Source organism: Rhodanobacter sp. FW104-R8 (assembly GCF_001617365.1).
Taxonomy (GTDB): domain Bacteria; phylum Pseudomonadota; class Gammaproteobacteria; order Xanthomonadales; family Rhodanobacteraceae; genus Rhodanobacter.
In genome coordinates this window covers 1-20,852 of the sequence record NZ_LVJR01000109.1, presented here as the reverse complement: position 1 = coordinate 20,852, position 20,852 = coordinate 1, and the positions used below count along the sequence as shown (strand labels likewise).

General features: G+C 67.4%; 11 protein-coding genes and 1 tRNA gene. 6 read left to right on the top strand and 6 right to left on the bottom strand.

Features of this window, described 5'->3' with window-relative positions:
• Positions 1-94: 94 nt before the first annotated feature.
• The 4 genes from RHOFW104R8_RS14055 to RHOFW104R8_RS14040 form a co-directional block, all read right to left on the bottom strand.
• Entirely contained in the window at positions 95-1,693 is a 1,599-nt protein-coding gene (locus tag RHOFW104R8_RS14055) for a hypothetical protein (protein ID WP_068091420.1), read from the bottom strand.
• A gap of 248 nt (positions 1,694-1,941) precedes the next feature.
• A complete protein-coding gene (locus RHOFW104R8_RS14050) occupies positions 1,942-2,865 on the bottom strand; it encodes a 5'-nucleotidase (protein WP_068091422.1) in 924 nt (307 codons plus the stop codon).
• A 111-nt stretch (positions 2,866-2,976) separates the two neighbouring features.
• Positions 2,977-3,738, bottom strand: a complete 762-nt coding sequence (locus RHOFW104R8_RS14045) for an NAD kinase (RefSeq protein WP_068091424.1) — start codon at positions 3,736-3,738, stop codon at positions 2,977-2,979.
• A 304-nt stretch (positions 3,739-4,042) separates the two neighbouring features.
• Positions 4,043-8,968, bottom strand: coding sequence for an NAD-glutamate dehydrogenase domain-containing protein (locus RHOFW104R8_RS14040; RefSeq protein ID WP_068091425.1), 4,926 nt, complete (start codon positions 8,966-8,968; stop codon positions 4,043-4,045).
• A 517-nt stretch (positions 8,969-9,485) separates the two neighbouring features.
• Between RHOFW104R8_RS14040 and RHOFW104R8_RS14035 the strand changes: the two genes are divergently transcribed.
• Both RHOFW104R8_RS14035 and RHOFW104R8_RS14030 read left to right on the top strand, forming a co-directional pair.
• Positions 9,486-10,676, top strand: coding sequence for an efflux RND transporter periplasmic adaptor subunit (locus tag RHOFW104R8_RS14035; RefSeq protein WP_068091427.1), 1,191 nt, complete (start codon positions 9,486-9,488; stop codon positions 10,674-10,676).
• A 12-nt stretch (positions 10,677-10,688) separates the two neighbouring features.
• Positions 10,689-13,868 carry a multidrug efflux RND transporter permease subunit gene (locus RHOFW104R8_RS14030; RefSeq protein ID WP_068091430.1) on the top strand — a complete coding sequence of 1,060 codons (3,180 nt, stop codon included), beginning with the start codon at positions 10,689-10,691 and terminating at the stop codon, positions 13,866-13,868.
• A gap of 158 nt (positions 13,869-14,026) precedes the next feature.
• Here RHOFW104R8_RS14030 and RHOFW104R8_RS14025 read toward each other — a convergent pair whose 3' ends face one another.
• Positions 14,027-15,187, bottom strand: a complete 1,161-nt coding sequence (locus tag RHOFW104R8_RS14025; protein ID WP_068091435.1) for an acyl-CoA dehydrogenase family protein — start codon at positions 15,185-15,187, stop codon at positions 14,027-14,029.
• 132 nt (positions 15,188-15,319) lie between these two features.
• On the opposite strand from RHOFW104R8_RS14025, the gene RHOFW104R8_RS14020 reads away from it, so the two are divergent.
• From RHOFW104R8_RS14020 to metH, 3 genes are all read left to right on the top strand, one after another.
• A complete protein-coding gene (locus RHOFW104R8_RS14020) occupies positions 15,320-16,249 on the top strand; it encodes a metalloregulator ArsR/SmtB family transcription factor (protein ID WP_068091438.1) in 930 nt (309 codons plus the stop codon).
• Between the two features lie 33 nt (positions 16,250-16,282).
• A complete protein-coding gene (locus RHOFW104R8_RS14015) occupies positions 16,283-17,374 on the top strand; it encodes a homocysteine S-methyltransferase family protein (protein ID WP_068091442.1) in 1,092 nt (363 codons plus the stop codon).
• A 76-nt stretch (positions 17,375-17,450) separates the two neighbouring features.
• Positions 17,451-20,144 (top strand): methionine synthase, encoded by a 2,694-nt coding sequence (gene metH, locus RHOFW104R8_RS14010; protein ID WP_068091465.1) that lies wholly within the window; start codon positions 17,451-17,453, stop codon positions 20,142-20,144.
• Positions 20,145-20,195: 51 nt separating this feature from the next.
• Here the strand turns inward: metH and RHOFW104R8_RS14005 are convergent, their stop codons facing one another.
• The gene (locus RHOFW104R8_RS14005) at positions 20,196-20,537 is read right to left on the bottom strand and encodes a lipid-A-disaccharide synthase N-terminal domain-containing protein (protein ID WP_068091445.1); all 342 of its coding nucleotides are present in this window, start codon (positions 20,535-20,537) and stop codon (positions 20,196-20,198) included.
• A 124-nt stretch (positions 20,538-20,661) separates the two neighbouring features.
• Here RHOFW104R8_RS14005 and RHOFW104R8_RS14000 point away from each other — a divergent pair.
• A tRNA-Val gene (locus RHOFW104R8_RS14000) sits at positions 20,662-20,736 on the top strand.
• Positions 20,737-20,852 lie beyond the last annotated feature (116 nt).

The window sequence follows — 20,852 nt, the reverse complement described above, 5'->3', positions numbered from 1 at the left end:
CGCGGCGGCGGAACAAAAAACGGGGCTGCCGAAGCAGCCCCGTTATTGCCGGGCGCCGTCCCGCACCCGACCTCGCGGCCGGGTTGACGGGCGGTTACAGGCAGGTCGGGAACTTGAACGAGCCGATGCGCGTGTTCCAGTTGAACGAGCCGGTGTTCTGCAGGTACTCGCTGGTGTACCAGAAGGTGCAGTCGTCGACGGGGTCGATACTCATGGCGCTGTAGTCGCCCCAGCGCGACAGGTTGTTGCCGCTCTGCGAGCCGAGGCCCTCGACGATGCTGTTCTCGGCCTGCATCGTGCCCAGCGGGTCACCGGCCAGCCGCCCGGTGTAACGAACCGCCGGATGGATGGCACTGCTGGAAACGCTGTAGCCGAGCGCCATGTCGCCCAGCTTGTCCATCGCCACCGAACCCATCCAGCGGTAGTTCGTGTCCGGCGAGTAGGTGGACTGCTGGTAGACCGCCGGCGTGCCGTTCGGGTTGCGGACTTCGTACCAGCGCACGCCGCTGTACGGATTCTTGCGCGAGCTGCCGACCTGCACCGCGTGGTTGACCACCAGCGATTCGTGGTCGCCGAAGTTGCGGTAGGCCAGCCGGAACATCAGGCGGTCGGCCAGCGAGTCGAGCTTCTGCCGGGTACCGGATTGCGGGATGCAGGCACCGCCGCGACAGGCCGCGTTGAATGCCGCCACCGGGATGGCGATCGGTCCGGTCAGCGTGGTGTTGGCGGTGTTGCTCCAGTCGACGTGGAACTTCCACAGGTTGAGCTGGTTCGTGGTGAAGTTCATCAGGTAGTTCGGCGAACCGGCCGGCGGCGCGGTGGCGCCATCGAGGTCCGCCGGCAGCACGCCGCCGTAGCTGGTGGACAGCTGGAAGCACTGCTGCGTGGCGGCGGCACCGCTCAGCATGGCGTTGCGGTCGTAGGCGCACAGCTTCGCGCCGGCGAACGCGTTGCCGCTGAACATGTTGAACGTCTCGTAGTAGGCATCCGGCCACACGCCCATCTTCGGATAGTCCGGAAAGACGCTGCCGTACGGGAACGCATAGCGGTAGTAGGCGCCGGTGGCGTCGCTGGTCGCCGAAACCGCCACACACTGGAAGTAGGGCGCAGCAGTCACGGCGAACTGGGAGATGACCCAGCGTCCGGCTGCCTTGTCGTAGACCACGATGCCATCGCCGTCGTTGTCGGTTTCGCACGGGCCGCCGAAGCCCGACCACAGCGTGTTGGTCGGCACCGGTCCGTAGCTCACCGCCCTGGTCGACTTGTCGAATACCGCGAACGCGGTGTTGACGAGTTGCACGTACTGGGTCGCCCCGACGGCACCGTTGGTATCGGGCGGCGCACTGTTCACGGTGAACGTGCCCTGCGGACCGCTGAAACCCTGGCCCACGCCATCGAAGCCCGTACCGAGCGCCGGCGCGAAGCTGCCCGTGGATGAGGACTGCACGGCGCCATCGGCCTGGTTCGCCGGCCCTCCGATGAGCGGCAACGGATGCGCCGGGTGGCCGTGCGAGTTCTTGATGAAGTCGTCCGGGCGCGGCATCACGCCGCGCAGCGAATGCAGGGTGTCGTGGCGGGTGGCCGGGGTGACTTCGGGTCGGCTGGTGGTCTGGGCGGCGGCGCGATCGGCGGCGACAAGGCCGATGGCGGCGCACAGCACCAGACTGAAGCCGGTCTGCTTGGACAATGACATGGGATCCCCTCCTGGAAAGACGCTTTCGACTTTCGCGGACCGGGTGCACATACGACGGATCGGGACCAATCGCGGCCAGACCGCTATGTCCACGCCGGAGTTGCTCCCGCATCGCAACCAACCCTGTCGCGACGCCCCTGTGGGGGAACCCGCCACATACTAGACGAAAAACTCTCGACAGGCCTTCAGTTCACCCCGACTTCACACATCGAAACCACGCAAATTCATGCGGACGCATGAGGCACGCATCAGCGATTGCTCACTCCGTGCGGCACGTGCCCGGTGGCCACATGCTTGCGCGCGGACTCCACGTTGGCGGGCGAGTCGTCGAAGAAGATGTCGGCGCCGAACGCATCGAGGAACGGGCCCTTGTCGCGGCCACCGAGGAACAGCGCCTCGTCGATGCGCACGCCCCACTTGCGCAAGGTGAGGATCACCCGCTTGTGCGCGGGCGCGGAACGGGCGGTGACCAGGGCGGTGCGGATCGGCGAATCCTCCGCCGGGAACGCGGTCTGCAGGCGGTGCAGCGCGGTGAGGAACCCGCGGAACGGGCCGACCGACAGCGGCTCGGTGGCATGCTCGCGCTCGTTGCGGTGAAACGCCTCCAGCCCCTCCTCGCGCGAGACGCGCTCGCCCTCGTCGCCGAAGATCACCGCGTCGCCGTCGAATGCGATGCGCAGTTGCTCGCTCATGCGCGGCGGCGCGATGCTGGGCAGGATCGTCGCGGCCGCTACCCCGGCGGCCAGCGCGCGGCCGACGTCCTCGGCGTTGGCGGAGAGGAACAGGTCGGCCTTGAAAGGCGCGATGTAATCGGAAGTCGGCGCGCCGCTGGTGAATGCGGCGCGGCTGATCTGCAGGCCGTAGTGCTGGATCGCGTTGAAGATGCGCAAGCCGGTGTCGCCGGAGTTGCGCGACAGCAGGATCACCTCGACCGGCGGCACGTCGCCGGCCAGCTTGTTCAAGCCGAGCAGCTTCTGCACCAGCGGGAACGCCACGCCGGGCCGCAGGATCTCGTTCTCGTGGTCGATCTGGAACGAGCGGTAGGCATCGAGGCCTTCGCGCTCGAACAGCGCGTGGCTGTCGCCGAGATCGAACAGCGCGCGCGAGGAGATCGCCACGACGAGGCGGTTGTCGGTGGTGGCGGAGGGGTCGTGGGCGGTTGGCTGGGTCATGGCGCGAATCTACCGCAGGGAGCGAGGAGTGAGTGGAGAGGAGTGAGAAGTGAGAGAGAACCAAGGTGCGAAGCATGCTTTCTCTCACTTCTCACTCCTCTTCACTCACTTCTATTCGGAAGCGAACTGCTCGTCCAGGATGCGCTGCTCAAGGTTGTGTTCCGGGTCGAACAGCAGCCGCACGCCCTGCCCGCCGGACTGGCGGATCGCCACCGCGCGCACGTCGCGCACCTCGTGGAAATCGGCGGTGGCGCTGACCGGCCGCTTGCCCGGGTCGAGCACGCGCAGGACCACCTCAGTGCGATGCGGCAGGATCGCGCCGCGCCAGCGGCGCGGGCGGAACGGGCTGATCGGGGTGAGCGCCAGCACGTTCGCATCCAGCGGCAGGATCGGTCCGTGCGCGGACAGGTTGTAGGCGGTGGATCCCGCAGGCGTGGCCACCATGATGCCGTCGCAGACCAGGTTCGGCAGCTTCACCGTGCCATTGAGCTGCACCTCCAGGTGCGCGGCCTGGTTGCTCTGGCGCAGCAGCGAAACCTCGTTGAAGGCCAGCGCGCTGTGCTCGTTGCCGGCCACGTCGGTGACTTCCATCTGCAGCGGGAACAGCGTCGCCGCATGCGCACGCGCGATCCGCTCCGGCAGGCCGTCGAGCCGGTGCTTGTTCATCAGGAAGCCGACCCGGCCCAGCTTCATCCCGTATACCGGCAGTTCCAGCGCGCGGTAGGCATGCAGGGTGCGCAGCATGAAACCGTCGCCACCGAGCGCCACGATCAGCTCGGCCTGCTCCGGCGGCACGTCGCCGTAGCGTTCCACCAGCTTGCGCCAAGCTTGCTGGGCGACGCTGGCGTCACTGGCGACGAAGGCAAAGCGCATCGGAAACCCCGGTTGGCGGAAGACGCGCCAAGAGTACGACAGAGCAGTGGCTGCGCCCTACTCCCGGACTTTCCCGCCAGGCCGGAGCTACCCCCTCCCAACCTGCACTCGGACCATCCATGGCCCTCGCCCTTCGGGCGGCTTGCGCCGCGCAAATCGGCAGTCCTGCCGATTTGTCCCCTGCACGCAGGGGGGGAGGAGCAAAAAAAACCTGCCGTCATGCTGGAGCATGCCGCAATACCCTCCCCTGCAAGCAGGGAAGGGTAAGGGTGGGGTCACGCCGCGGGAAAGTCCCGCAGAAACCTCAGACCGGCACCTGCGCCAGTTGCGCCAGCCGGCGTACCGCGACCGAGGCGATCGGGTAGTCCGCGTTCTGGGTGAGGATCTCGGCCAGCATGCTGCGGGTGTACTGCAGCGTGGCATCGTCGCGCTGCAGCCAGGCCTGCACCGGCGAGACACCCTTGCTGTCGCCACTGAGGTTGAGCACCTGCTGCGACAGCGCCCGGTGCTGGTGGTTGAGCTCGTCCAGCAGCGAGCCGCGCGCCTGCGCGTGCCAGTGGCCTTCCACCGGCAGCGCCTCGATCTGGTCGCGCAGCCACTCCAGGTCCAGCGCCTCGCCCAGTTCGTAGAACACGCCGGCGACCTTCTCGATCGGCTGGCCGCTCTGCTGGCTCACCTCGACCATGTCCAGCGCGGCACGCAGCTCCGGCATGCCGGCCAGCCGCAGCGCCAGCTCGGCGGGCAGGCCGAGGCCTTCCCACTTTTCCTGGCTGCTGGAGAAGTCGCCCTGGCCGGTGGGCGTCAGCACGCCCGGCAGGGCCCTGCGCAGCGCCGACACGCCGGACTGGTAGCGCGCCACGTTGGCGGCGATGTCCAGCGAGCCGCCCGGGCGGTTCAGCAGCCAGCGGGTCATGTGCCGCAGCAGCGACCAGATCTGCTTGATCGCATCGACCTGGGTATCCTCGGCGACCTTGGCGTCCAGCGCCTCGATCTGCGCCCACAGCTCGCGCGCCTCGAGGATCTCGCGCGCCGCGGTGTACGCCTTGGCGATCGCCGCCGGGCCCTGCCCGGTATCTTCCTGCATGCGCATCATGAAGGTGGCGCCCATGCGGTTGATCGTCGAGTTGGTCACCGCGGTGGCGATGATCTCGCGCTTCAGGCGATGACGCTGCATGTGCGTGGCGTACTTCTCGTGCAGCGGCACGGGGAAGTAGCGCACCAGCTCCTTCGACAGGTACGGATCCTCCGGCACGTCCGAGTCCAGCAGCTGCTGGAACAGGCGGATCTTGTCGTACGACAGCAGCACCGCCAGTTCCGGCCGGGTCAGGCCCAGCCCGCGGCTCTTGCGCTCGGTCAGCTCGGCCTCGCTGGGCAGGTTCTCGACCTGGCGATCGAGCGTGCCCTCGGCCTCCAGCGTGCGGATGAAGTGCGCCATCGAGCCTAGGCGGTGCACCGACTGGTGCTCCATCAGGGTGATCGCCTCGTTCTGCCGGTAGTTGTCCCACAGCACCAGTTGGGCTACCTCGTCGGTCATCGCGGCGAGCTGCGCGTTGCGCGCGTCGAAGCTCAGCTCGCCGCGCTGCACGGCGTCGTTCAGCAGGATCTTGATGTTCACCTCATGGTCGGAGGTGTCCACGCCGGCGGAGTTGTCGATGAAGTCGGTGTTGAGCAGCACGCCCTTCTGCGCCGCCTCGATGCGGCCCTTCTGGGTGAAGCCCAGGTTGCCGCCCTCGCCCACGATCTTGCAGCGCAGGTCGGCGCCGTTGACGCGCAGCGCGTTGTTGGCGCGGTCGCCCACGTCGGCGTGCGTTTCGGCGGAGGACTTCACGTAGGTGCCGATGCCGCCGTTCCACAGCAGGTCCACCGGCGCCTTCAGGATCGCGCTGAGCAGATCGGTCGGCGCCAGGTGCTCCACGTCGGGCTTGAGGCCCAACGCCACGCGCACTTCCGGCGAGACCGGGATCGACTTGGCACTGCGCGGGTACACGCCGCCGCCGGCGGAGATCAGCGACTTGTCGTAGTCGTCCCAGCTCGAGCGCGGCACCTTGAACAGCCGCTGGCGCTCGACGAACGTGCGCGCCGCATCCGGGCTCGGGTCGAGGAACACGTGGCGGTGGTCGAACGCCGCCACCAGCCGGGTATGTTCGGACAGCAGCATGCCGTTGCCGAACACGTCGCCGGACATGTCGCCGATGCCGACGCAGGTGAAGTCCTGGGTCTGGCTGTCGCGGCCGAGCGCGCGGAAGTGGCGCTTGACCGATTCCCACGCACCGCGCGCGGTGATGCCCATGCCCTTGTGGTCGTAGCCGTGCGAGCCGCCGGAGGCGAACGCATCGCCGAGCCAGTAGTTGTGCTCGATCGAGATCGCGTTGGCGATGTCGGAGAACGTGGCAGTGCCCTTGTCCGCGGCCACCACCAGGTACGGGTCGTCGGCGTCGTGGCGCACCACGTCGTGCGGGTTCACCACCTTGCCCTCGACCAGGTTGTCGGTGATGTCGAGCAGGCCGTTGATGAACAGCCGGTAGCAGGCGATGCCCTCGGCCAGCTGCACGTCGCGGTCGCCGCCGACCGGCGCCTTCTTGACGAAGAAGCCGCCCTTGGAGCCCACCGGCACGATCACCGTGTTCTTCACCATCTGCGCCTTGACCAGGCCCAGTACCTCGGTGCGGAAATCCTCGCGCCGATCGGACCAGCGCAGGCCACCACGCGCCACCGCGCCGAAGCGCAGGTGGATGCCCTCGACGCGCGGGGCGCACACCCAGATCTCGCGATACGGCACCGGCTTGGGCAAGTCGGGCAGCTTGTGCGAGTCGAGCTTGTAGCTGATGTAGTCGCGGTACGCGCCATCCCACTGCTGGAAGAAACTGGTGCGCAGGGTCGCGCGGATCAGCTTCACGAAGCTGCGCAGGATGCGGTCCTCGTCGAGGCTGGCCACGTTCTCCAGCAAGATGCCGATCGCATTCTCGACAGCCTGGATCTGCTCGTCGCGCGGCTTCGACAGCGACGCGCCCAGGTCACCGATCAGGCCCGGCTGCGCGGCCTGCACGTTGGCCGGGATCAGCGCCAGCATCTCGGCGGCCAGGGTGGCGCCGGCGGCCTTCAGCTCGTCGGCGGAAAGCGCCTCGCGGCGCGGATCGAACTTGGCGAGAAACAGCTCCACCAGCAGGCCGGCGACCGCCGGGTAGCGGTTGAGGGTCTCCTCCATGTACGACTGCGAGAAGGTGCTGCCGGTCTGCAGCAGGTATTTGCAGTAGCCGCGCAGCATCGCCACCTGGCGCCAGCTCAGCTTCGCGCCGAGCACCAGCCGGTTGAAGCCGTCGTTCTCGGCATTGCCGCGCCAGATCTGCTCGAACGCATCCTCGAACAGCGCGCCGACCTGCTCCACGCCGAAGGTGAGCTTGCCGACCGGCTGCACCTCGAAATCCTGGATCGACAGCGACGCCTCGCCGGCGACGTCGTAGACATGCTCGGTGAGCACGCGCAGGCCGAGGTTCTCCAGTTGCGGCAGCACTTCGGACAGCGCGATGTCGCCGCCGGAGCGGTAGACCTTGAAGCGCAGCGTCTCGGGGGCCTTCGGCGGGTGGTAGAACGACATCCGCAGCGCGTTGTCGCCGGCCAGCAGCGACAGCTGGTGCACGTCCTCGGCGGCCACCTGCGGGCTCACGTCCTCGACGTAGCCGGCCGGCAGCGCGCGCGCGTAGCGGTTGGCCAGCACCACGCCCTCGTGCTCGCCGCGCAGCCGCACCAGAGCGTCGCGCACCTCGTCGTGCCAGTTGCGCACGATGCCGGCAACGCCCTGCTCCAGTTCGGCGAGGTCGTAGCGGGGCTGGTCGCCGATCTTCGGCCGCAGCACGATGTGCAGCCGCGCCAGCGCGGCCTCGCCCATCTGCACCGACGAGTCGATCTGCTCGGCGTGCAACGCGGCGCCCAGCATCGCCTCGATGCGCTCGCGCACCGAGGTGTTGAAGCGGTCGCGCGGCACGAACACCATGCAGGTGAAGAAGCGGCCGTAGCGGTCCCGGCGCATGAACAGCTGCGTATGCGCGCGCTGGCGCAGTTCGAGGATGCCCATCGCGGTGGTAAACAGCTCGTCCTCGGTGCTCTGCAGCAGCTCCTGGCGCGGCAGGGTCTCCAGCACGTGGCGCAGCGACTTGCCGGAATACGAATCGCGCTTGAGGCCCGAACGCGCCATCACCGCCTCCACCTTGTGCCGCACCAGTGGCACGTCCTGCGGACGCGACATGTAGGCGTTGGAGGAGAACAGGCCGAGGAAGCGCTGTTCGGCCTTGGCGCGGCCGTTGGCGTCGAACTGCAGCACGCCGATGTAATCCATGTAGCCCGGACGGTGCACGTGCGAGCGCGCATTGGTCTTGGTCAGGATGATCGCGTCGGTCGAACCGGACTGCGGCAGCTCGCTGGCCGCCAGCGTGCGCAGCGAACGCGGCGCCACCGAGCGCTCGTTGTTGCGCAGGATGCCCAGGCCGGAGCCGTCGACGGCGCGCAGCACGCGGTCGCCGTCGGCATCGGTGACTTCGTACTCGCGGTAGCCGAGGAAGGTGAAGTTGTCGGCGGCGACCCAGCGCATGAACTCGCCGGCCTCCTGCACCGAGGCGGCGTCCAGCGGCAGCTTGCGCTGCGGCAGGTCGTTGGCGATCGCCAGCGCCTTGTCGCGCATCGCCGCCCAGTCGTTCACCGCGGCGCGCACGTCGTCCAGCGCAGCCTCGACCTGTGCGGTCAGCTGCGCCTGCTCGGCGGCATCGGCGACCCGGTCGATCTCGAAATGCATGACCGACTCGGCCGCACCGGATTCGCCGCCGAAGCCCAGCAGCCTGCCGGAAGCGTCGCGCGCCGCCTTCAGCACCGGATGGATCACCGCGTGGATCTGCAGCTTCGCCGCGACGATCATGCTGACCGTGTCGACCAGGAACGGCATGTCGTCGGTGACGATCTGCAGCAGGCTGCGACCTGCATGCACGTCCTCCGGGCTGAGCACGCGCACGCTGGCATGGCCGCCCCGGCGCTGCTGCATGAATTCCAGCAGGCTGCCGACCAGCGCCGCCCATTGCACCGGTGTGTGCAGATGCGCGTCGCCGCCCCCGATACGTGCAAAGAAAGCCTCGCAGAAAACCTGCGCCTGGCTCAGGCGCTCGGGCGAAAAACCGCCCTTTTTCAGCTCTGCGAGCACTACTGACGGAAGGGATGGGTCGTTCGCTGCAGGGATTGCATTCATGGCATCTTCTGGTTGATGGAGACGATGAGGGGAAGGCAGGTAAAAAGCCTTGGAAGGATACGCTGCGTGACCAGGTGAATCCAGCCGCGCAGGCCCGCGTCGACCATGCGCATGGGCATGGTCGACGCGGGCCGCGATGGAACTTTCAGAAAGGCGCGGATCGCCTGTCGACGCGCGCCGCGTCGCGGCAAACACCGGACGCCCGCAATGTCCCGCGACGGATCCCGCACGCGCCTCGGCGCTGGCCCGCGGCAGACGTGTCCAGATCATCGTGCCGCTTGTCAATGACTGGATTCATGACGCCGATAAAATGTAAACTGACCGGTATAGTCTGATCCGCGGACCGCTTTGCATGGCGCTTTGCGGAGCGGCGGCGCGATTCGAAACGCGGCCACCCGCAGTCTGACCAACCTATGACACAAGACACACGGAACGCGATGCAGTATTCCGTCCACGGCAACGCCGCAGCGCACTCCGGCATCCCCAATCCCCGTTCAAACACGTTTCTGGAGCTCCCATGAAGTTCTCGTCACTGAGCACACCCATGTTGTGCCTGAGCCTGCTGGCGCTGGCTGCCTGCGGCAAGGGCAAGGAGCAGGGCCCGCCGCAGATGCCGCCACCGGAAGTCGGCGTGATCCAGGCGCAGCCGCAAAGCTCGCCGCTGACCAAGGATCTGGTCGGCCGCCTGTCGTCCTACCGCAGCGCCGACGTGCGCGCCCGCGTGGCCGGCGTGCTGCTCAAGCGCACCTATACCGAAGGCACCGACGTCAAGCGGGGTCAGCTGCTGTTCCAGATCGACCCGGCTCCGCTGAAAGCGACGCTGAGCGCGGCCGAGGCTTCGCTGGCGCAGGCCCAGGCCACGTACACCAATGCCAAAATCAACGCGCAGCGCGCCCGCGAGCTGGCGCCGAAGGGCTACATCTCCAGGTCCGATCTGGACAATTCGCAGGCCGCCGAGCGCACCGCGGCCGCCGCGGTGCAGGCGGCGCGCGCCAACGTGCAAAGCGCGCGCATCAGCCTCGGCTATGCCAGCGTGACTTCGCCCATCGACGGCCGCGCCGGCCAGCAGCAGGTCACCGAAGGCGCCCTGGTCGGCAACGGCGAGGCCACCCTGCTCACCACGGTCGACCAGATCGACCCGCTCTACGTGAACTTCACCATGAGCGTGTCCGACGTGGAGCAGATGCGCCGCGCGCAGAACAGCGGCAACGTCACCCTGGCCGAGCCGAACAAGGCCAGCGTGCAGATCGCCCTGCCCGACGGCAGCGCCTACACCGAAGCGGGTACGCTCGACTTCTCCTCCACCACGGTCGATCCGGCCACCGGCGCGGTGAACCTGCGCGCGCAGATCCCCAATCCGAAGCACAGCCTGCTGCCGGGCATGTACGTGACGCTGAAGGCGCGGCTCGGCGAGCAGCACAAGGTATTCCTGGTGCCGCAGCCGGCCGTGCAGCGCGACACCGTGGGCGCTTACGTGTTCACCGTAGGCAGCGACAGCAAGGTTGCGCGCCGCGACGTCACCCTCGGCGCCGCGAGCGGAAGCAACTGGGTGGTCACCGACGGCATCGCCGCGGGCGACCAGGTAGTGGTATCGGGCGTGCAGAACGTGAAGGAAGGCGCGCCGGCCAAGGCCTCGCCCTGGAAGCCGCAGGCCGCGGGCAACCACGGCCCCGCCGCAGCCGCCGGCACGCCGGCGCGCGGCAAGTAAGGGAGTCCGGACATGCCGAGTTTCTTCATCGACCGCCCGATCTTCGCCTGGGTGGTGGCCATCCTGATCTCGCTGGGCGGCGTCCTGGCAATCCTCAACCTGGGCGTGGAGTCGTATCCGAACATCGCGCCGCCCTCGGTGACGGTGAGCGCCACCTATCCCGGCGCCAGCGCCGACACGACGGAAAAGACCGTCACCCAGGTGATCGAACAGCAGCTCACCGGCATCGACCACCTGCTGTACTTCAGCTCCTCGTCCAGCGCCAACGGCCGCGCCAGCATCACGCTGACGTTCGAGAGCGGCACCGACCCGGACATCGCCCAGGTGCAGGTGCAGAACAAGGTGGCGCTGGCCACGCCGCGCCTGCCGTCCGAGGTGACCCAGCAGGGCGTGGTGGTGGCCAAGGCCAACGCCGGCTTCCTGATGGTGGTGGCGCTGCAGTCGGACAACCCCGGCATCGACCGTGACCGCCTCAACGACATCGTCGGCTCGCGCGTGCTCGACCAGATCTCGCGCGTGCCCGGTGTCGGCAGCACCCAGCAGTTCGGCTCCGAATACGCCATGCGCATCTGGCTGGACCCGGACAAGCTGCAGGGCTACGGCCTGTCGTCTTCGCAGGTGCTGGCAGCGATCAAGTCGCAGAACGTGCAATTCGCCGCCGGCTCGATCGGCGCCGACCCCGCGCCGGCCGGCCAGGGCTTCACCGCCACCGTCACCACCGAGGGCCGCTTCACCACGCCTGAACAGTTCGGCGCCATCATCCTGCGCGCGAACCCGGACGGCACCACGGTCACCCTCGGCGACGTGGCCAGGATCAGCTTCGGCCCCGGCAGCTACGGCTTCGACACCACCTGGAACGGCAAGCCGATCGGCGCCTTCGCGATCCAGCTGCTGCCCGGCGCCAACGCGCTGAACGTGGCCACCGCGGTACGCGGCAAGATGGACGAGATCGCGCCCAGCTTCCCGCAAGGTGTGACCTGGTTCAGCCCGTACGACAGCACCACGTTCGTGAACATCTCGATCAACGAGGTGGTGCACACCCTGCTCGAGGCGATCATCCTGGTGTTCCTGGTGATGCTGCTGTTCCTGCAGAACATCCGCGCCACCATCATCCCCACCCTGGTGATCCCGGTGGCCCTGCTGGGCACCTTCCTCGGCATGCTGGTACTGGGTTTCACCATCAACCAGCTGACCCTGTTCGGCATGGTACTGGCGATCGGCATCGTGGTGGACGACGCGATCGTGGTGATCGAGAACGTCGAACGCATCATGACCGAGGAAGGCCTGTCGCCGAAGGACGCCACGCGCAAGGCGATGGGCCAGATCACTGGCGCGGTGGTGGCGATCACCGTGGTGCTGGCGGCGGTGTTCATCCCCTCGGCGCTGCAGCCGGGCGCCTCGGGCATCATCTACAAGCAGTTCGCGCTGACCATTGCGGTATCGATGGCGTTCTCCGCCTTCCTCGCGCTGTCGTTCACGCCGGCGCTGTGTGCCAGCTTCCTGCAGCCCGAGCACCACAAGAAGAAGAACTTCGTCTTCCGCAAGTTCAACGAGTTCTTCACCTGGACCACCCATACCTACACCGGCCACATCGGTGCCGCGGTGCGCCATGCGCCGCGCTGGATGCTGGTGTTCGCACTGATCGCGGTACTCGCCGGCTTCCTGTACACCCGCCTGCCCGGCAGCTTCCTGCCGGAGGAGGACCAGGGCTACGCCTTGTCGGTGATCCAGCTGCCACCCGGCGCGACCAAGGAGCGCACCAGCGCGGTGATGGCGCAGATGCGCGACGTCCTCAACAAGGACAGCGCCGTGGAAGGCGTGATCCAGGTGACCGGCTTCAGCTTCATAGGCAACGGCGAGAACGCCGGCATGGCCTTCATCAAGCTCAAGGACTGGGCCAAGCGCGACGTCACCGCCGCCGAGTTCATCCAGCGCGCGAACATGGAGCTGCACGGCATCCGCGATGCGCGCATCTTCGTGGCGAACATCCCCACGGTGCAGGGCCTGGGCCAGTTCGGCGGCTTCGACATGTACCTGCAGGACCGCAGCGGCGCCGGCCGCGACGCGCTTACCCAGGCGCGCAACACGCTGCTGGGCAAGGCTGCCCAGAACAGCCGGCTGACCGGCGTGCGCCCCAACGCGCTGGAAGACTCCCCGCAGCTGCGGCTGGACGTGGATCGCGTGCAGGCGCAGTCGATGGGCCTGTCGGTGGGCGACATCTACAACGCGATCAGCCTGATGCTGGCGCCGGTGTACGTGAACGACTTCACCTACGGCGGCCGCGTGAAGCGCGTGATCATGCAGGCCGACGCGCCCTACCGCATGAGCCCGGATGCGCTGCAGCACTTCTTCACGCCGAGCGCCCAGGCCACCACCGCGGGCACGCCGTCGATGATCCCGCTGTCCAATGTGGTGCACGCGAAGTGGGAGGTGGGCTCGCCTTCGCTGACCCGCTACAACGGCTACGCCGCGGTGGAGATCGTCGGCTCGCCGGCACCGGGGCATGCCTCCGGCGAGGCGATGGGCGAGATGGAGAGGATGGTCGGCAACGACCTGCCCAAGGGCTTCGGCTTCGACTGGACCGGCCAGTCGTACCAGGAAATCCTCTCCGGCAATGCCGCCACGCTGCTGATGGTGTTGTCGATCGTGATCGTGTTCCTGGCGCTGGCCGCGCTGTACGAGAGCTGGTCGATCCCGGTCTCGGTGCTGCTGGTGGTGCCGTTGGGCCTGCTCGGCGCGGTGGTGTTCACCCTGCTGCGCGGCCTGCCCGACGACATCTTCTTCAAGATCGGACTGATCACGGTGATCGGCCTGGCCGCGAAAAACGCGATCCTGATCGTGGAGTTCGCGGTGGCCGAGCAGCACGCCGGACGTACCCTGCGCGAAGCGACCATCGACGCCGCCCGCCTGCGGTTGCGCCCGATCCTGATGACCTCGCTGGCTTTCATCCTCGGCGTGTTCCCGCTGTTCATCTCCAGCGGCGCCGGCGCCAACGCGCGCCACGCGATCGGCACCGGCGTGATCGGCGGCATGATGTTCGCCACCTTCCTCGGCGTGCTGCTGATCCCGGTGTTCTACGTGGTGGTGCGGCGCCTGCTCGGCGACAAGCTGGACGGCAATGAGCCTGCACCGGCCGTCGGCAACGGCAACGGCATGCAGACGTTCGACTCGGATCCGCGGCGCGGCGCGTGATCCATCGCAGCAACAAAAAGCCCGGCAGGTTACTGCCGGGCTTTTTGTTTTCGTCGTCACCGAGAGCCCTGCGTAGGAGCCCGCTCGCGGGCGATGCTCCTGCTCTGAATTAATTGAAGAGCATCGCCCGCGAGCGGGCTCCTACAAGATCATGTCACTCAGCGCAGCCCGGTTTCCGCGCGCGCAATCACCATGCGCTGGATCTCGCTGGTGCCTTCGTAGATCTCGGTGATCTTGGCGTCGCGGAAGTAGCGTTCCAGCGGCATCTCCTTGGAATAGCCCATGCCGCCGTGGATCTGCACCGCCTGGTGGCTGATCCACATCGCCGCTTCCGACGCGGTGAGCTTGGCCACCGCCGCCTCGGTGCCGAAGCGGCCGCCGTGCTTCTCGGTCTCGCCCTTCATCCACGCGGCGCGCAGCGTGAGCAGCGTGGCCGCGTCGAGCTTGCACTTCATGTCGGCGATCTTCGACTGGGTCATCTGGAAGGTGCCGATCGGATGGCCGAACGCCTTGCGGTCACGCGACCATTGCAGCGTGGCCTCGTACGCGGCGCGGGCGATGCCCACCGCCTGCGAGGCGATGCCGATGCGGCCGGCGTCGAGCACGCCCATCGCGATCGAGAAGCCCTTGCCCTCGTCGCCGAGCAGGTTCTCCTTCGGACAGACGTAGTCGGTGAACTCGATCTCGCAGGTGGCCGAGGCGCGGATGCCCAGCTTCGGCTCGGTCTTGCCGGCGTGGAAGCCCGGCAGCTGGGTGTCGATGATGAAGGCCGACACGCCCTTGGCGCCGATGCCCGGCGTCGAGATCGCGAACAGCACGATGTAGCGCGCCACCGGGCCGGAGGTGATCCAGCTCTTCTTGCCGTTGATCACCCAGTCGCCGTTCGCGTTCTTCGTGGCGCGGGTGTGCATGGCCGAGGCATCGGAACCGGATTGCGGCTCGGTCAGCGCGTAGGCGCCGATCGCTTCACCGGTGGCGATCGCGCGCACGAATTTCTGCTTCTGTTCCTCGTTGCCGTGCTTGAGGATGCCGTTGCAGAACAGCGAATTGTTCACCGACATCACCGTGGCGGTGGCCGCGTCGGCCGCGGCGATCTCGATCATCGCCAGCACGTAGGCGATCGGATCCATGCCCGCGCCGCCGTAGGCTTCCGGCACTTCGATGCCCATCAGGCCTAGCTTGCCCATCTCGCGGATGTTCTCCAGCGGGAACTCGCCCTTCGCGTCCAGCTCGGCAGCCACCGGCGCGATACGCCTCGAGGCAAAATCGCGGGCGATCGACTGGATCGACAACTGGTCTTCGGTAAAACGGAAATCCACGGGCGGCTCCTGAAGGCAATCAAGCCGGCAATTTTAGCGGGAAATGGCGCGCAGGCCCGCCGGCGTGCGCTTGACGCATGGCAAGGCGAGGCCTAGCCTATACATCTTTGTATCGCGATACAGGGATAACCGATGGACCTGGCCACCGCTTCCAGCGTGCTGCGCCTGCTGGCCGACCCCACCCGCGTGCGCCTGCTGGCCCTGCTCGAACACGAGGAACTCACCGTGGCCGAACTGGCCGCGGTGCTGCACTTGGCGCAGCCGCGCGTATCCACCCACCTGGCCAAGCTGAAGGAAGCCGGATTGGTGCGCGACCGCCGCGCCGGTGTCTCCGCCTACTACCGTGCCAACAACGAGGGCGACGAGGCCCAGCACGGCCTGCTCGCTTCGCTGCGCACCAGCATCGACGACGCGCTGCTGCGCGAGGACTCGGCGCGCCTGCCCGCCGTGCTGGCCAACCGCGCCCGCGAGGAAGGCTGGGCCGATACCGTGGCCGGCGACATGGAGCGCCACTACTCGCCCGGCCGCACCTGGGAAACCCTGGCGCGCTCGCTGCTGCAGTTGCTGGAAACCGGCGACGTGCTCGACATCGCCTCCGGCGACGGCATCACCGCCGAGCTGTTGGCGCCGCACGCGCATTCGATCGTCTGCGTGGATTCCAGCGAGCGCGTGGTCGAGGCCGCCGCCAAGCGGCTGAAGGCGTTTGCCAACGTGCGCGTGGTCCAGGGCGACATGCATGCGCTGGAACTGGGCACGCAACGCTTCGACCTGGTGCTGATGCTGCATGCGCTGACCTACGCCGAGCACCCCGCCAAGGCCGTGGCCGAAGCCGCACGGTTGCTGCGTCCCGGCGGCCGTCTGCTCGCCGTGACGCTGGGCCAGCACGACCACCGCGCCGCGGTCGAGCCGTTCGACCACCGCAACCTCGGCTTCAGCGGCGAGCAGCTCGACGGCTACGCCCGCGCCGCCGGCCTCGACGTGCTGAGCTGCAACCGGCTCAGCCGCGAGCGCAAGGCGCCGCATTTCGAAGTGATCAGCCTGCTGGCGCGCAAGCCCGCTTGAACACTGTTGCATCGCTCAACCAAAGGAAGTTCGATGAGTACCCTGCCCTGGCTCCATCCCGATCGCGTCGCCCTGCTGGAGCAGACGCTGCAGCGACGCATCCTGATCCTCGACGGCGGCATGGGCACCATGCTGCAGGCGCACGAGCTGGATGAGCACGGCTTCCGCGGCGAGCGTTTCCAGCACGGCCACGACGGCCACGCGCACGACGGTCATGCTCATGAACATCCCGGCGGCTGCGACCTCAAGGGCAACAACGACCTGCTCACGCTGACCAAGCCCGAGATCATCCGCGGCGTGCACGACGCCTACCTGGAAGCCGGCGCCGACCTGATCGAGACCAACACCTTCAACTCCACCCGGATCAGCCAGGCCGACTACAAGCTGCAGCAGCTGGCGTACGAGTTGAACCGCGAAGGCGCGAAGCTGGCCCGTGCCGCCTGCGACGCGATGACGGCGAAGACGCCGGACCAACCACGCTTCGTGATCGGCGTGCTCGGCCCCACCAGCCGTACCGCCTCGCTGTCGCCGGACGTCAACGACCCCGGTTTCCGCAACGTCACCTTCGAGGAACTGGCGGAGAACTACACCGAATCCGCCAACGGCCTGATCGACGGCGGCGCCGACGTGATCATGGTCGAGACGATCTTCGATACGCTGAACGCGAAGGCCGCGCTGTTCGCGCTGAGCGAGCTGTTCCACCAGCGCGGCGCGCGCCTGCCGGTGATGGTCTCCGGCACCATCACCGACCGCTCCGGCCGCACCCTGTCCGGCCAGACCGCCGAGGCGTTCTACTACTCGGTGCGGCATGCCCGTCCGCTGTCGGTGGGCTTCAACTGCGCGCTCGGCGCCGAGGACCTGCGCCCGCACGTGCAGACCCTGGCCAACCTCGCCGAAAGCTACGTCAGCACCCACCCGAACGCCGGCCTGCCGAACGCGTTCGGCGAGTACGACGAGACGCCCGAGCACATGGCCGGCGTGATCGCCGGCTTCGCTCGCGACGGCCTGCTGAACCTGGTCGGCGGCTGCTGCGGCACTACGCCAGCGCACATCCGGGCGATCGCCGAGGCAGTGCGCGATTGCGCGCCGCGGGCGTTGCCGGGTGTCGTGCAGGAGGCGGCATGAACGCGCCGCTCCCCAACCCTCCCCCGCGTGCAGGGGAGGAAGCAACTGTTGCTGCAACCGCATGGTGTCGTCGCTCATGAGTACCCGCCACACCCGCCTGTCCGGCCTCGAACCGCTGGTGATCACGCCCGACCTGCTGTTCATCAACGTCGGCGAACGCACCAACGTCACCGGCTCGGCGCAGTTCAAGAAGCTGATCAAGGAAGAGCGCTACGACGAGGCCGTGGAAGTCGCCCGCCAGCAGGTCGCCAACGGCGCGCAGGTGATCGACATCAACATGGACGAGGGCCTGATCGACTCCGAGGCGGCGATGACCCGCTTCGTCAACCTGATCTCGTCCGAACCCGACATCGCCCGCGTGCCGTTCATGATCGACTCGTCGAAGTGGACGGTGATCGAGGCCGGCCTGCGCTGCCTGCAGGGCAAGGGCATCGTCAACTCGATCTCGATGAAGGAAGGCGAGGCGGCGTTCCTCGAACAGGCGCGCAAGGTGCGCCAGTACGGTGCCGCCGCCGTGGTGATGGCGTTCGACGAGCAGGGCCAGGCCGACACCTGCGAGCGCAAGGTGGAAATCTGCGCGCGCGCCCACGAACTGCTGACGACGAAGCTCGACTTCCCGCCCGAAGACATCATCTTCGACCCCAACATCTTCGCCATCGCCACCGGCATCGAGGAACACAACAACTACGCGGTGGATTTCATCAACGCCGCGCGCGAGCTGAAGCGGCGCTTCCCCGACTGCCACATCTCCGGCGGCGTCTCCAACGTGTCCTTCTCGTTCCGCGGCAACAACACTGTGCGCGAGGCGATCCACTCGGTGTTCCTGTACCACGCGATCCGCGCCGGCATGGACATGGGCATCGTCAACGCCGGCGCGCTGACGATCATGGACGACATCGACCCGCCGCTGCGCGAGCGCGTCGAGGACGTGGTGCTGAACCGCCGCCAGGACGCTACCGAGCGCCTGCTGGAGATCGCCGACAACTACAAGGGCAAGCGCGGCGCCGCCGAGGTCGAGACGCTGGCCTGGCGCGAGAAGGACGTGCGCGAGCGGCTCAGCCACGCGCTGGTGCACGGCATCGACCAGTACGTGGTCGAGGACACCGAGGAGGCGCGCCAGATGTCGACGCGCCCGCTGGACGTGATCGAAGGCCCGCTGATGGATGGCATGAACGTGGTCGGCGACCTGTTCGGCGCCGGCAAGATGTTCCTGCCGCAGGTGGTGAAATCCGCCCGGGTGATGAAGAAGGCCGTCGCCTACCTGCTGCCGTACATCGAGGCCGAGAAGGCGCGCACCGGCGACACCGGCAAGAACAACGGCAAGATCGTGATGGCGACGGTCAAGGGCGACGTGCACGACATCGGCAAGAACATCGTCGGCGTGGTGCTCCGCTGCAACAACTTCGAGGTGATCGACCTCGGCGTGATGGTGCCGGCGCAGAAGATCCTGGAAACCGCGATCGCCGAGAAGGCCGACATGATCGGCCTGTCCGGCCTGATCACGCCGTCGCTGGAGGAGATGGGCCAGGTCGCCAAGGAAATGCAGCGGCAGGATTTCCACATCCCGCTCTTGATCGGCGGCGCCACCACCTCGCGCGCGCACACCGCGCTGAAGATCGAGCCGCACTACAAGGCCGGCACCGTATGGGTGAAGGATGCCTCGCGCGCGGTCGGTGTGGCGCAGTCGCTGGTCAGCAAGGAGCTGGTCGACGACTTCCTGGCCAAGGTGCGCGCCGACTACGCCGACGTGCGCGAACGCCACCGCAACCGCGGCCCCGGCAAGCAGCTGGTGCCGCTGGACAAGGCCCGCGCGCAGCGCTTCCGCTGCGACTGGGCCGCGTACGAGCCGCCGCAGCCGAAGCGGCCCGGCATCACCATATTCGACGACTACGACCTCGCCACCATCCGCCGCTACATCGACTGGACGCCGTTCTTCCAGGCCTGGGAACTGGCCGGCCACTACCCGGCCATCCTCACCGACGAAGTCGTCGGCCCGCAGGCCAGCGAACTGTTCCGCGACGCCCAGGCGATGCTGGACAAGATCATCGCGGAGAAATGGCTGACCGCCCGCGCCGTGATCGGCCTGTGGCCCGCCGCCAACGTGGGCGACGACGTGGAGGTCTACACCGACACCACCCGTACGCAGCCGCTGGCCAGGCTGCACAGCCTGCGCCAGCAGGCCGACAAGCCGCCCGAACGCCCCGACCTCTGCCTCGCCGACTTCATCGCGCCGAAGGAGTTCGCCAGGCCCGACTGGATCGGCGGCTTCGCGGTCACCGCCGGCCTCGGCATCGAAAAGCACCTCGAGCGCTTCCTTGCCGACTACGACGACTACTCATCGATCATCCTGAAGGCGCTGGCCGACCGCCTCGCCGAGGCGTTCGCCGAGCACATGCACGAGCGCGTGCGCAGGGAATTCTGGGGCTTCGTGCCGGACGAGTCGCTCGACAACGACGCGCTGATCGCCGAAAAGTACCGCGGCATCCGCCCCGCGCCCGGCTACCCGGCCTGCCCCGACCATACCGAGAAGTCCACCTTGTTCAGGCTGCTGGACGCCACGAACAACGCCGGCATCGAACTCACCGAAGGTTTCTCGATGTACCCCGCTGCAGCCGTCTCCGGCTGGTACTACTCGCATCCGGACAGCCAGTACTTCGTGGTCGGCCGGCTCGGCAAGGACCAGGTCGAGGATTACGCCAGACGCAAGGGCTGGACGCTCGCCGAGGCGGAACGCTGGCTGGCCTCCAACCTCGACTACGACCCGGAATAGCCGCACACCGGGCGCAGGAGCGCACGGGGTGCGCTCCTGCGGATCATGCCATCACATGGTGGCGTCGCCGGTGAGGCTGTTCCTGCGGTGGCGCAGGTGCACCACCAGGTTGTAGACCGAGACGAACGCGGGGAAGAAATTCGAGATGATGCCCACCGAGTCGTTCTTGCCGATCACGAAATACATCAGCAGCAAGGCGCTGCCGCAGACCGACAGCCACCAGAACGACAGCGGCATCACCACCCGCTTCAGCTTGCGCGTGTAGTACAGCTGCACGAACCAGCGGCTGGTGAACATCACCGAGCCGAGCAGGCCGACGACCTTCCACGGCGTCAGCTCGAACTGCTGCAAGGCGCGGAGAATGCTGGCCAGGTGAACGCTGAGGAATTCCATGGTGGTGCGCTTTTGCCGTGAGAGGCGGCAAGTCTAGCAACCCGCGCCTTGGTCTCCGCGCATCTCCGTCCGGCCGAGGCATTGACCCGCCCTGCGACTCCCCCTAAAATTGCGCGTTCTCGGCGGGCGATTAGCTCAGCGGTAGAGCACTGCCTTCACACGGCAGGTGTCGCAAGTTCGATCCTTGCATCGCCCACCACCGATCCAGAAACCGACCCCCGCGGCCGGTTTCGTCGTTCAGGCACCATCAAACGCGCAGCGTGCGTGTAGCAACGGGCACTTCACACGGCAGGTGTCGCAAGTTCGATCCTTGCA